Raw genomic sequence first — 13458 nt, 5'->3', positions numbered from 1 at the left:
TTTGAGCCCGCCGGACTCACGGTTATCCAGAGACGTACGACCCGCAGGTCGACTACCCGGATTTTGTATTCGTGCTGCCCGTGCTGCTATCGCCGACCCACGAGCGGGGAGGCATGCCTTGGGCATGCCTCCCCGGCGGTTCCGGCAACGGTGAACAAATCGCAGCCAACAAAAGTGAGGGGCATCCGTGCGGCACTTGTGCGGAACCATTCGACGGCTGTCTCGCCAGGAAATAAAAAGACGCCAACGTCATCGGCTCGGGAGCAGGGCACCGCTCCGCGCAAGAAACGTTCGACCTCATGGAGACCTTTTTTCAAACGTCTTTCCAGTCCCAATGACAGGCCCGTTCGACGTATCACCAAGGTCGTCCACTTCGAGAACACCGGCACCGTTATGGGGTAGAAGTGTGCGGAACGCCGTGCCTGGCAGTGCAGGTCTTGCCCGACGGCGCAGGCCCGCCTCCAGCGCATCTCGGGACTAGGATCTCGTGCCTAAGGCCACTAAGACTGCTTCGACTGCTTAATCAGTTCACCCACCATATCGAGGGATTATGAAACGCACATCGTTCAATACTGGCTGGCTCGTTTCCGGCATTGCCGGATCAAAGGAGTCCACAGCTGTAACACTTCCGCACGACGCGATGCTGTACGAGAGACGCGACCCGGCGACCGCCAACGGCTACCACACAGGCTTCTACCCGGGTGGTGTGTACAGGTACAGCAATACGTTTTTCGCACCCAAAGCATGGCACGGGCAACACGTCGTCATGGAGTTTGAAGGTGTCTACATGCGCTCCGAGGTATACCTCAACGGCGTGCTCATCGGTGGCCGCCCCTCGGGCTACGCAGAGTTCCGGGTCACACTTGATGACAACCTGAAGTACGGGGAAGAGAACCTCCTTGAGGTAGTAGCCAACAACCCTTCCGGCCCCAATTCGCGCTGGTACTCCGGAAGCGGGATCTATCGTCCAGTCAGTCTCCTTGTTGGTCCCCCGTTGCACATTGATCCGGCTGGCGTCCGCCTCAGGACGGTTGGTCTCAATGGCACGACGGCTAAGCTGAATGCCCGCGCAACCGTCGTCAATGATGACACCGGGCCGCGAACTTCCGTATTGAGACTAAGACTCACAGGCCCGGACGGACAGGAGCATTCGGTATCTTCCCGAGAGCTTGTGGTTCAAGCGGGAACATGCGCCGTCCACGATGTCGACTTTGTCCTCGACGGTGCACACCTGTGGTCACCGGACCAACCCCACCTTTACGATGTCTACGCTGAGCTCTCCAACGGCGACAGTGTTCTGGACGCGGTTGGGGATACATTTGGCATCCGGCTTGTGACGGTTGACGCAGAACGCGGGCTGCAGATCAACGGCATAACGACAAAATTGCGCGGTGGATGTATACACCACGACAACGGTGTCATCGGGGCCCACACATTGGATGCTGCCGAAGAGCGGCGTATTCGCATCCTGCGAGACGCCGGATATAACGCAATCCGAAGTGCTCACAACGCGGTATCACGGGCTACTCTCCGAGCGTGCGACAAACTGGGCATGCTCGTGATGGATGAACTCGGTGATGAATGGTGGAGGCCCAAGTCCCGAGACGGTTTCTCGCAGCACTTTCTTGAGTGGTGGCAGCGTGACCTGGACGCGTTGATAGACAAGGACTATAACCATCCCTCAGTCATCATGTACTCGATCGGCAATGAAATTGGGGAGGTCTCCACGGACCAGGGAAAGGCGCTCGGCTACCAAATCGCTGCCCATGCCCGAGCGGCGGATCCGGGCCGCTATGTCACCAATGGAGTGAACGTCTTCCTCAGCTTTATCGCCCCGAAGGATGAGCCCAAAGCGGAACTCAAAAAAACTGAGAGTGATAAGAAGGGCGATAACCCCGAAAAGACAATCGCTTTGCTCAACTTTCTGATGGGTGCCTTCGAGAAGCTCACTCCGCTGTTACTCAGACTCCCACAGGCCGAGAAGCGGACGAAAGACGCACAGTTCGCCCTTGACGTCGCTGGATACAATTATGGCCACGACCGGTGGGCCCGGGATAGCAAGCGATATCCCGATCGAGTCATTGTCGGTACGGAGACCTTTCCCACCACAACCCCAGCGTTGTGGCGTCTGATCAACTCGATGCCTAACGTGATCGGCGAATTCGTGTGGACAGCCTGGGACTACATAGGGGAGGCGGGCATTGCCACCCAACAGTATGACAGTCCCCGGAGATTGTTCCAGCCGTACCCGGCACTCTTGGCCGGTGCGCCTATTATCGATATAACCGGTTACCGGCAACCATGGTCGTACTATAACGAGATCGTGTGGGGCCTCAGAAAAGGCCCGCTGATGGCAGTGCGTCCCCTAAACCATTCGGGTAAGAAGCGCGCGAAAAACAATTGGCGCCCGACCGACGCTCTACGCAGCTGGAGCTGGAGTGGGTATGAAGGAGTCGAAGCCGAAGTGGAGGTATTTGCTGACGCCTACCGCGTTGAGCTGCATTTGAACGATAAATTCATTGCTTCCAAAAAAATCCGTGAAAAGAACCTCTTTCGCGTGGCCTTCCTCCTCCCCTATACGCCTGGGAAGCTCACAGCAACTACATACGACAAAGCTGGCAATGTTACCGGCTCCGACATGCTGACTTCCGCTGGGCCTGAAACACTCCTGCGAGTACAGGCTGAAACGAGCGAGGCGACAGCAAGCTGCTCAGACCTGATCTACGTCAACGTAGAGCTCACCGACAACAATGGCGTGCTCAAACCACTCGCCGACAGGCCGGTGACAGTCAGGGTAGAGGGAGAGGGCATGCTGCTGGGCTTTGGAAGCGCCAACCCCACGACCACCGAAGAGCTGAGCTCGACAACCCACAGTACCTACCAAGGACGGGCCCAAGCGGTTATTCGCACCACAGCACGTCCGGGAGAGATCACTCTAACAGCCACCGCAGAAGGCTTGACCCAAACAACGGTCAAGATGACCACCAGTGATAAACCTGCCAATAAATCAACGGAGCTTTTACGTGGATCGGGAGGCCCGGATCGCACAAACCCGCAGCCGATATGAAGATGCCTGAGCTCCTTGAAATATAATGCTGCTAATGAATAGAGTGCATTGCTTATTGAACGGTGAAGACATCACGGCCGGACAATTCAACAGCATGAACGACGAAAAGCGGGAACTCTACCGGGATAACTTGGTGTGTATAGCCTGCGGACGGAGGGCAACCTTCCGCAGGGTCTCGGCCAAGAGAACGCCTACGTTCGCCGCCCAACACAAAGATGGCTGCATCCTTACTTCAAAAACCTGGAGTGCGTTCAGATATCTACAGTAGGCAGCAATTACCGGGGCCAGCTGCCGATCAGGTGTAAAGGATAGACTCGCAAATGAGGAAGGTGCCCACGGCAAGGAGGAATCCAACAAGGAGTCAAGCGAATCATGAGTCAGCGGGTCGGCCTCCAGAAATTCCAGCCCCAGATCTGCGGCCTATCTCACGACAGCGACCTGCTCGCCGTAACTGCATTCGGTAACGACGTCGGATGCATCGGTTCATTGTATGCAGCCGCCTTAAAGGGTTGATTGTCGACCCAGCCGGTGCTTTAGCGTTTTCAAGAGACAATCAGGACCTTGACTTTTTTTCCGGGCCGGGAATAAAGTTTGAACATGTTTGCATTTCGTAAAGAATCAGTGAACCCCATTACTCGTTTGATCCTTCGTTTCGTTTCGCGGAGCATCACCATGCGCCGTTCCCAGTTCGAAGAGCTGCCCCTCCCGCCTCGAAGAGTCCTGTTCCTAGGGGACAGCATTACTGAAGGGGGTCAGTGGAACGAATGGTTTCCCGATCTGCCAACCCTCAACCGGGGCATCGGTGGCGATGACGTACAGGGAGTCTTCACGAGGCTGAACACCGCGATCAATGACCCCATGGCTATATCCCTTTTGATTGGAACCAATGACCTGGGCGGCGCAAAGCGAAAGGTAGAAGACATTGCAGCGTCGATTCAAGAACTCGCCAATGAAATCAGGACACGCGCTCCCAAGGCTCCTTTCCTGATTAACAGTGTTATTCCGCGACACCGCAAATATCGAGAGGACATTACGGCCCTGAATTTGCGGCTCCGCGATATTGCCGCTCGGGAAGATGCGGTTTTCGTGGACCTATGGCCAGCATTGGCCGATGCCAGCGGTGCACTGCGCAAGGAATTTACCGCCGACGCCCTGCATCTGAACGGTCTGGGATACGCTGCGTGGGCCAAGGTCCTCAGAGAGCAATTTTCGACTCTAGGCCTAGTGCCGGCGACGACCCCACAACTGGAACAGGCAGGCCCGGCAAAGTAAAAGATCCTCATCTGCAATCTGATCAGGATGGATTGCACATCTCTATGACATCTGGTGGGCAAGCTCCGGAGTGCCTCCGTGCGGGGGTGTCTCCCAGTTTGCGTGCTACTTTTTCTGGCCCTGCTTTGCCAGGACGTAGTCATAAACTACTTCCTCGCCCTTACCGTCGGTTCGGGGGCGGGGATCCAGCATCAGTTCAGGCTTCACCGCCGAGGCGATGTCGTCCGCGTTGTGGGGGTCGCCGGGGAAGTACAGCTGCTGCGTGACCGGCTCGTAGCCCGGTGCGGACTACCTACGTCAACGCGCTGGTCATGACCGACAAGCTCGATATCGCCGATACGTTCCTCACCGCATTCGAAGGAGTGCACCGCGAGCGGGAAGTACCCTCCGACTTGGCCCGGGTAGCGTGGGCCAAGGGCCGGCTACTGGCCGTGCAGGGGGACCCGGACACGGCCAGGGAGTACTTCGAGGCGGCGCTGGGACACCTGCGCGGGCTCAACCGCCCCTATCTGCGCGCAAGGATCAGCTTCGCGTTCGGGCAAAGCATGCGCCGGGCCGGGAAACGACGCCTGGCCTCATCGGTGCTGCGAGCGGCCCGGGAGCTCTACGACACCCTCGGCGCGGCAACCTATGCGGAACGGTGCGACTGCGAGCTGAAGGCCACCGGCCTGGATATCGGGAACCTGCCGGACCCGGCCGACCCGGTGCTTTCTTCGGTGGAAAGCCACCATCAAAAGCTCACCGCCCAGGAACAGGCCGTGGCCGAGCTGGTGGCGGCAGGCGCAACCAACAAGGAGGCGGCCCGTACCCTGTTCCTGGCCGAAAAGACGGTGCAGTACCACCTCACGCGGCTGTACCGGAAGATGAGTATCCGGTCACGCAGCGAACTCGCGGCACGTTCCGGGCCAAGGACTGACCCGGTTACTTCACGTCCGAAGGGTGCTTTGCCAGCGGGACCACGGTGATGTCCATGTATGGAAACAGGGGAAGGCGCTGCAGGATCCCGTGCAGTTCATCGTTCGATTCGACGTCGAAGATGGAGTAGTTGGCGTACTCGCCCACCACGCGCCAGATTTCGGGCCATTTGCCGGAGCGCTGCAGTTCCTGGGAGTAGGCCTTTTCCGTGGCCTTGATCGCTGCGGCTTCTTCCGCGGGCATGCCGGCGGGCAGGTTGACGTCCATGTGGACCAGGTACTTCATGGTGACCTCTCGGTGGAATTGGAAGGGGTGGGTGTCAGTCAGTGCGGTAGTGGGCGAGTTTGTCCTCGTCCACGTCGGTGCCTGCGCCGGGACCCTCGGGAACGTGGATCCGCCCGCCGGTGATGGCCAGTGGGCGGGCGAGCAGGTCATCGGTCATGTCGAGGTAGTTGGAAAGTTCCGCCGCACGCTTGGCGGTGTGGGCGAAGGCTGCGCCGAACACGACGGAGGCCACGGTGCCTACCTGGGTGTCGATCTGGTTGCCGATGTAAACGTCGATGCCCATGCCTTCGGCCATGCCAACGATCTTTGCGGCTTCGGTGAAGCCGGACCGGGCGGTCTTGACGGACAGCAGGTTGGCCCCGCCCGTAAGGATTTCGCGGGCCGCCTCGCCGAGGTTGGCAGCGGATTCGTCCGCGGCAATGGGGATGGGCGAGTTGGTGACCAGGCGGCGGCGGCCCAGGATTTCACGGGCGTCGTCCGGTTCCTCAAGGAACTGCAAGCCGAGGTCGGCGGTGCGGCGCAGCACCTCGGCGGCCTCGTTGGCTGTCCAGCCGCGGTTGGCGTCCAAGTACAGCTCGGCGTCCCCGCCCAGGCCGTCCCGCAGCACCTTGGCGGCCTCGATGTCCAGGTTCAGCGGACGGCGGCCGGTCTTCAGCTTGAAGGTGTTGATGCCGTAGGTTTCCCGGAACTCCAGGGCCAGGGCCAGGAGTTCCTTAGCGGGTTTGAAACCGAGCATGTGGGACACGCGCAGCGAGTCGGTGTAGCCGCCGAGCAGCTTGGTCACGGGCTGCCCCAAGGTCTTGCCGATGACGTCCCAGACGGCGATGTCCACCGCCCCCTTGGCCGTCTGGTTGTGGATGGTCCGCACCATCACGGCCTGGACCTTTTCCCGGTCAAAGACGTCAAGGCCCACCAGCTGCGGGGCGAAGACATCCTGCACCACCGCGACGATGGACTTCTGCGTCTCACCGTAGGTGTACGGGCGGGGCGGGGTGTCTGCGGTTCCCACCACGCCGTCGTCGGTGTGGACGCGGACCAAGACGTGGTCGGCCTCGTGCACGGAGCCGGAGGCGAAATGGAGCGGGTGGCGGTATGGGATCGAGTAGGGGATCGCCTCGATGGCTGCGATCTTCATGAGCGGAGTAGCCTTTCATCAGCGGGAGCGGAGGTGGCGGCATCAGCGGTTGCCGTGGCCACGATGTCAAGGAAGTTGTCCAGAAGCGCGGAACGGTGGCTGCGGAGCCAGGCGACGGCGAGTTCCACCGGCGGTACATTGTCAATCTCCCGGTAGGCGACGCCTTCGAGCTGGAAGGCTCGCACGCTGGACGGCATGACGGCGATGCCGCCGCCCGCGGCCACGAACGCCAGCATGGTGGAGGTCTCACCTACCACTTGCGTGATCCGCGGCTGAAAGCCTACCTGGCGGCAGAGGTCCGAGGTGATGCGGTTTAGCACGGACTCCGGCGCGTAGGCAATGAAGTCCTGGTCCTGCAGTTCGTCCATGGCCACGGGCCGGTCCACCGCCAGGGCACTGAAGGAGGGAAGGGCGACGACGAGCGGCTCCTGGGTGACGACGCGATAGTCGATTTCCTCGGAGGCGACGGGGGGACGCAGCAGTGCCGCGTCCAGGGTTCCGTTCCGCAGCCCCGCTTCCATTGACGGCGTCAGCATCTCTCCGTTCAGCGCCAGCGACAGGCCGGGAAGGAGCTGCTTGGTGAGCCGTGCGATCCGGGGCATGACACCGTAGGTTGCCGAGCCGGAGAACCCTACCCGGAGGACGCCGGTGGCGCCCTTGCCCACCTGGTAGACATCCGCGCGGAGGGTCTCGACGTCGTTGACGATCTGGCGGCCTCGGTCCAACAGGAGCTGGCCCGCCGCCGTCAGGTCCACCCGGCGGGTGGTGCGGTTGAGGAGCTGGACACCCAGCTGGTCTTCGAGTTGGCGGATCTGCTGGGACAGCGGCGGCTGCGCCATGTGCAGGCGCTTGGCCGCCCTGCCGAAATGGCGCTCCTCCGCGACCGCGATGAAGTAGTTCAGCTGGCGGATTTCCATCCGGTGCCACCTTTCCAACGGGCCGGGGGAGGCGCGGCGCCGACCTCATTGATTCAAAGAGTAACCATAAAGAGCCATACTTAGATACTTTTTGGACGTAATCTTGTGGGGCTTCAATAATGGGCAGAGCTTCCTCCAGCCTGTGCTGGCGCGGTACCAGGATGGTGACGGCGCCGCCGAGGAGGGCCACCGCGCCGTAAATGTAGAAGGCTGTTGCCCCGCCGACCCCGCGGCTGCCAGCCAGCCGACGATGATCGGACCCATGACCCCGCCCAGCCGGCCCACGCTGGCGCACCAGGCGACGCCTGCGGCACGGGCATATGGACGCGGGACATGCCGGAGGGCAGCGCTTCCCTGGCCGGCCAGAAGCCCGCAGCCAGGCTGTCAGCATGCGCGCGCCGGGTGGCGCCGCTTCCGGCGAGATGGGCGAGGGTACACTCGTGCCGGATCCTTAGTGCTGATATGCGCTTCATGTCGCTGTCCTTGATGGGTGGGGAACTCCCTCCTTTAAGACTGGCGTCTGCGGCACGGGCAAAGGAGGGTGGGATAGCCTAGCGCTATACCTGACTTCCTGCGGGGGCCGCATTCCCCGTGGAATCCGGTCAGGGCGCGTGGTGCTTGCCACGCATCTGGCCTGCTTCCCACGCTGCGATCTGGGCGCGAGAATTGAAACCAAGTTTCCCCAGGATGTTTTCGACATGGCCGTCCACCGTGCGGGGGGAAATCACCAGAGTCTGGGCGATTGACCGGTTACTGAGGCCTTCACCCACGAGCCTGGCCACCTCACTTTCGCGGGGCGTGAGGGGTGATTTCGTTTCGTCCGGGGCTGCCGCCGACGGCGACCCGAGAGCCAGCGCGATGGCGTCCACTTTGGTGACGCGCGCGCGAGTCGCCGCAAGCTCCGCCAGTCGCCGCGGGCTCAGATGCTTTCGGACAGCCCCGCTGGCAAGCAGGGAATCGGCTTTCAGGTGTGGCCCGAAGGCGTCGATGGTGGTGCCTAGACCGGTCCAGACACCGGAAGCGGCATTCCCCAACTCCGCCGCCAGCTCAAACTGCGACTCGGACACGGCCGTCCATGACAGCAGCTCAATGGACAGGGCAGTACAGATGGCGTCCTTGAATTCCTGCTGGATATGCAGGGCTTCAAGGGTCGCCTGCCTGGCCTCTGCGTACTGTCCCAGGCGCCAATGGCACAGCCCGGAAACCCACAGCGAATAGGCATGGCTCCAGCGTTCGCCGTGGCGGCTGCTGAGCTCCATGGACTGCCGGCAGGTGGCCAACCCGTCGTTCGCATCGCCGTACGCTTGTGCGAGGGCCAGCTGGAACAGGGCCGTCAGGACGGAGGCTGTATCGCCTGCCTTTCGCTGGGCGGCGATGGCTGATTCGTAAAGGGGTACAGACTCTGCCAGGTTGCCGCTGAAATAGTGGTGAAGGGCGCGCCAGTGGGAGGCATGCGCGGCCAGGACGCCGTCGTTCAGTGCGGCAGCAGTCTCCTCACAGGCGTCAAGGTAGGCCGCGGCAGCGTCACGGTCACCCTGGATGAGGGCCACCCAGGCCGCCACCCACTGGGCAGCACCGCGCTCAGGGCTGTGATCTCCGGGTTGAGCCAGGATGCGGTCCAGCCACCGCCGTCCCACGCTGAGGAATCCTCCGGCGATCCAGTGGTACCGCAATAGGGACGCCAGTCCGGCCGCGGCGGGCTGCTCTTCCGGGCTGTTGACCGACCACTCCAAGGCGGAGATCAGGTTCGCGTGATCGTCCCGCATGGCGGCAAGCGCCCCGGCCTGTGTCGAACCACACCAGCCGGCCACCATGTCAGCGGACCTTTGAAGGTAGTAGTCGCGCTGCCGCCGCTTCAGGAGCGGATACCCGCCTCCTCTGGCCAGCAGTTCACCGCCGTATTCTCGCATGGTCATCAGCTGGCGGTAGCGGACATGCTCACCGGTGCGCTGGATGAGGACGATCGACTTGGCCACGAGCCTGTCCAGCAGGTCGATGACCTCCAACGGGTCCAGCTCGCCGAAGCCGCACACCCGTTCGGCGCTTTCCAGGTCAAAGCTTCCCGGGAACACCGACAACCGGGCCCAGAGCAACTGCTCGGCCGGGTTGCAGAGTTCGTAGCTCCAGTCCACGAGCGCCCGCAGGGTCTGCTGGCGAGGAAGCCCTGCCCGATCTCCGCCGGTGAACAGCTGGAATCTCCGCTCCAGCCGCTCCACCATCTGGGTCACCGAGAGGGAACGCAGCCGCGCCGCAGCCAGTTCGATGGCCAGCGGTATCCCGTCCAGGCTGCTACACAACTGGACCACGGCCGGGGCATTTTCAGCCGTGACGGCGAAGTCCGGAATGATGCTCCGCGCCCGGTCAATCAACAGATTCACCGCTTCGAACTGCTCCAGGCTCTCCAGGGTGTGTTCCTCGGCGGGTGACGGGACAGCCAACGGCGGAATCAGGCATATCCGTTCCCCGGCGATTCCGAGAGGTTCGCGGCTGGTGGCGATGATCCGGACCCCCTGGGCCTCCTGCAGGATCCGTGCCGTCAGTTCGGCGGCGGCTTGTAGGAGGTGTTCGCAGTTGTCCAGGACCACCAGGAGTTCACGCTCACGGAGGTAGTCCAGCAGCTTTTCGACGGCGGGACGGGCGGATTGGTCGGGCACCGAAAGGGCTCCGAGTATCACCGACGCCACGCTCGCCTCGTCCTCGAGGCTCGCCAGCCCAACGTCCCAGACTCCATCGCGAAACGCCTTCCGGGAGCGGTCCGCCAGTTCCAGTGCCAGCCTGGTTTTCCCCACTCCGCCCGGTCCTGTGAGGGTTACCAACCTGGATTCTGCCATCCGGGCCTTCGCTTCGGCGAGCTCGCGCCGCCGGCCTACGAAGCTCGTCATGGAAGACGCGCCACCGGCGCTGCGTCTCAAAATACCGTTAGTCATTTGGGGGTCCACTTCATCTATTTCGCCCGTCATACAGGGTTGGCAGCGTTCCGTGTGACTCCAAACACAATACAGGTAGTCAGGGGGGTGGTTTCCCCCGTGCCCGGGTAGGTGTCCGCAGCCATGCTGGAGCAACACCAGCTACTAGGTCCCATTCGATACAAGCAGGAGCTACTCATGGCGGATTCAAGGGAGAATCAAACTACTTCCGGCAGCAGCATGACCGAGGCTTTTCCCGGCGATGCTGTTCTCGACGTCCTCATCGTGGGGGCGGGCTTCGCCGGCCTATACGCATTGCATAAAGTCCGTGACCAGATGGGCCTCACCGTCCGTGCCTTCGACTTGGCGTCCGACGTCGGCGGCACCTGGTACTGGAACAGGTACCCGGGGGCCCGCTGCGATATCGAAAGCATCCACTACTCGTACTCTTTCTCTGATGAACTCCAGCAGGAGTGGGAATGGAGCGAGAAATTCGCGGCTCAGCCTGAGATCCTGCGGTACCTTAACCACGTCGCGGACCGATTCGACCTTCGCCGCGACATCCAGTTCAACACCCGGATCACGTCGATGGTCTGGTCCGAGCAGCAGAAGCACTGGCAGGTCAGGTTTGAAGATGGCGCCAGCATTAGCGCCCACTTCATCATTTCCGGCGCCGGTAACCTGTCCGTGCCCAAGGCCCCGGAGTTCCAGGGCATCGATGACTTTCAGGGCGAGGTCTACCTGACCGGTAACTGGCCGCATACCCCGGTTGACTTTGCCGGCAAGCGGGTGGGCATCGTCGGAACCGGGTCCACCGGGATCCAGGCCATCTCCGCAATCGCGAAGGAAGCAGGCAGCCTCACTGTCTTCCAGCGAACGCCGAACTACGCCACCCCCATCGGCAACGGTCCGGCGGATCCACAGGAGATCAGCGAAGTGAAGGCCAATTACCCGGCCATCCGTGAGGCCTCGCGCAACCACTTCCTCGGCGTTCCCTACAGCGACGTCCAGCCCTCCGCACTGTCGGTCACGGCGGATGAACGCCGAGCCACCTTCGACAACCGGTGGGACCGCGGCGGGTTCCGGCTGTTCATCGACAGCTACCAGGACATCCTGATCAACAAGGACGCCAACGACACCATCTCGGACTACATCCGCGAACGTATCCACGAACGGGTCAACAACCCCGCCGTCGCCGAACTCCTGGCACCCAAGGGCTATGCCTACGGCACAAAACGTCCGCCGCTGGAGACAAACTATTACGAGGTCTACAACCAGGACAACGTCACACTGGTTGATGTCCGCCGGGATCCGATCGACAGTGTCACCCGGACCGGGGTCAAGACCTCTGAGGGCGAGTACGAATTCGACGTTCTCATCCTGGCCACCGGGTTCGACGCCATGACGGGGCCGCTGATGGCTTTGGGGATTGTCGGCCGGAACGGGCGCACCCTGCAGGAGAAGTGGGCCCACGGCCCGCAGACCTATTTGGGCATTTCAGTCAGCGAGTTTCCGAACCTCTTCCTCATCACCGGCCCGCAGAGCCCGTCGGTGCTGTATAATATGCCGCTCGCCATCGAGGACCACGTGGACTTCGCCACCGATGCCATCCAGTACCTACGGGACCGCAACCTCGACGCGATCGAGCCGGACGAAACCTCCGAAGCGCAGTGGGTGCAGCACGCCAACGAACTGGCCGCAGCCACCCTGCTGCCCGGCACGGATTCCTGGTACATGGGTGCCAACATCCCCGGGAAGCCGCGCAAATGCCTGGTTTATCTCGGCGGTGCGCCAACCTACCGGAAGATCTGCGCCGACGTCGTCAAGGGCGGGTACAAGGGTTTCGTCCTGGACGGTGCCAAAGTCCCCGCGACCGCCAACTAACCGCCTCCATACAAAGGACTTTTGACATGACTGTAGATGCAGCAGCACAAGGAGTCATCGACGCACTCCAGGGTTCACCGGCCTTCGCTTCCATGACCCCGGAGCAGGTACGTGGCGTGGTGGGTTCCTTCGTGGGGCTTCAGAAGCCGCACCAGGACATCGCCAAGGTGATCGACCAGGCCTATGAGGGCCCCGGCGGCAACCAGCCCCTCCGAATCTACATCCCGCGGACCGATGAGGTGCTGCCGGTGGTGGTCTATTTCCATGGTGGCGGCTTCATTGGCGGCGACCTTGCAGTGGCGCAAGAACCGATGCGGGCACTGGCCAATGATGCCGGAGTCATCGTGGTCGCCGCCAGCTACCGGCTCGCACCCGAGCACCCTTTCCCGGCAGCGACGAATGACACATACGCCGCACTCCATTGGGCTGCGGACAACATCGGACAGTACGGCGGTGATGCATCGAAGATTGTGGTGATGGGGGACAGCGCGGGCGGGAACCTCGCCGCCGTGGCGGCTCAGCGCGCAAAGAACGACGGCGGCCCCCACTTGAGCGGACAAATCCTGATCTACCCGATCATCGATGCCAACGCAAGGCTCGGCTCCCGCGCCGAGTTTGGTGAGGGCTACATAGTCACCGCGGCGGACCTCGATTCGTTCTGGGGGAGCTACCTCTCCAACCCGCAGGATGCTGAGAACCCGCTGGCCACGCCATCCAAGGCCGAATCACTGGCGGGCCTGCCGCCGGCGCTCGTGGTCACCACCGAATACGAGGTGGCCCGCGACGAGGCCGAAGCCTATGCAGCCGCCATGGCCGAAGCGGGCACCGAAACGGAAACACGCCGGATCGAAGGACTCATTCACGGCGCGTACTGGATGTCCGGGGCAGTGCCGCGCAGCAGCGAAATCCATGACGCAGCCGTGGCCTTCCTCCGCCGGCAGTTCACGCGCTAGATCACACACACGCAGACAAAGGAGTCATCATGACAGTAGAAACCCAGGCCACCGCCGCCGCTTCAGGTGCCGGCGCCACCGCAAGGTTCCGCGAGAACAAGCACTTCGCCGCGGCCACCAGCCA

Annotated in this window: 10 protein-coding genes and 1 pseudogene; 6 read left to right on the top strand and 5 right to left on the bottom strand. The window is 61.9% G+C overall.

The features are described from left to right. The first annotated feature begins 71 nt into the window (after positions 1-71). The 3 genes from ACNQOP_RS19965 (at position 72) to ACNQOP_RS19955 (ending at position 4339) form a co-directional block, all read left to right on the top strand. Complete coding sequence (locus ACNQOP_RS19965; RefSeq protein ID WP_416405521.1) at positions 72-236, top strand: hypothetical protein; 165 nt, start codon at positions 72-74, stop codon at positions 234-236. A gap of 314 nt (positions 237-550) precedes the next feature. Beyond that, on the top strand, positions 551-3067 hold the full coding sequence (locus tag ACNQOP_RS19960; RefSeq protein ID WP_416405520.1) for a sugar-binding domain-containing protein: 2517 nt from the start codon (positions 551-553) through the stop codon (positions 3065-3067). A 597-nt stretch (positions 3068-3664) separates the two neighbouring features. Further along, a complete protein-coding gene (locus tag ACNQOP_RS19955; protein ID WP_284988099.1) occupies positions 3665-4339 on the top strand; it encodes a GDSL-type esterase/lipase family protein in 675 nt (224 codons plus the stop codon). Positions 4340-4444: 105 nt separating this feature from the next. Here ACNQOP_RS19955 and ACNQOP_RS19950 read toward each other — a convergent pair. Then, a pseudogene (locus ACNQOP_RS19950) lies at positions 4445-4627 on the bottom strand (catechol 1,2-dioxygenase); the annotation flags it as partial. Positions 4628-4650: 23 nt separating this feature from the next. Here ACNQOP_RS19950 and ACNQOP_RS19945 point away from each other — a divergent pair. After that, entirely contained in the window at positions 4651-5304 is a 654-nt protein-coding gene (locus ACNQOP_RS19945; protein WP_416405523.1) for a helix-turn-helix transcriptional regulator, read from the top strand. Here the strand turns inward: ACNQOP_RS19945 and catC are convergent. The 4 genes from catC to ACNQOP_RS19925 all read right to left on the bottom strand — a co-directional run bounded on the left by catC (position 5261) and on the right by ACNQOP_RS19925 (position 10518). Further along, positions 5261-5539 (bottom strand): muconolactone Delta-isomerase, encoded by a 279-nt coding sequence (gene catC, locus ACNQOP_RS19940; protein ID WP_224023536.1) that lies wholly within the window; start codon positions 5537-5539, stop codon positions 5261-5263. The genes ACNQOP_RS19945 and catC overlap by 44 nt on opposite strands. A 34-nt stretch (positions 5540-5573) precedes the next feature. After that, entirely contained in the window at positions 5574-6674 is a 1101-nt protein-coding gene (locus ACNQOP_RS19935; RefSeq protein ID WP_284988101.1) for a mandelate racemase/muconate lactonizing enzyme family protein, read from the bottom strand. Next, on the bottom strand, positions 6671-7591 hold the full coding sequence (locus ACNQOP_RS19930; RefSeq protein ID WP_284988102.1) for a LysR substrate-binding domain-containing protein: 921 nt from the start codon (positions 7589-7591) through the stop codon (positions 6671-6673). Before ACNQOP_RS19930 ends, ACNQOP_RS19935 begins: the two co-directional genes overlap by 4 nt. A gap of 602 nt (positions 7592-8193) precedes the next feature. Next, positions 8194-10518: an ATP-binding protein gene (locus ACNQOP_RS19925; protein WP_284988103.1), complete on the bottom strand. Its 2325-nt coding sequence runs from the start codon at positions 10516-10518 to the stop codon at positions 8194-8196. A 177-nt stretch (positions 10519-10695) separates the two neighbouring features. Here ACNQOP_RS19925 and ACNQOP_RS19920 point away from each other — a divergent pair, with 177 nt between their 5' ends. Further along, a complete protein-coding gene (locus tag ACNQOP_RS19920; RefSeq protein ID WP_284988104.1) occupies positions 10696-12381 on the top strand; it encodes a flavin-containing monooxygenase in 1686 nt (561 codons plus the stop codon). 26 nt (positions 12382-12407) lie between these two features. Continuing rightward, complete coding sequence (locus ACNQOP_RS19915; protein WP_284988105.1) at positions 12408-13334, top strand: alpha/beta hydrolase; 927 nt, start codon at positions 12408-12410, stop codon at positions 13332-13334. Positions 13335-13458 lie beyond the last annotated feature (124 nt).

This window comes from Arthrobacter sp. LFS091, from assembly GCF_047977885.1.
Lineage (GTDB): Bacteria > Actinomycetota > Actinomycetes > Actinomycetales > Micrococcaceae > Arthrobacter.
This window is presented reverse-complemented; position numbering and strand designations above follow the sequence as displayed.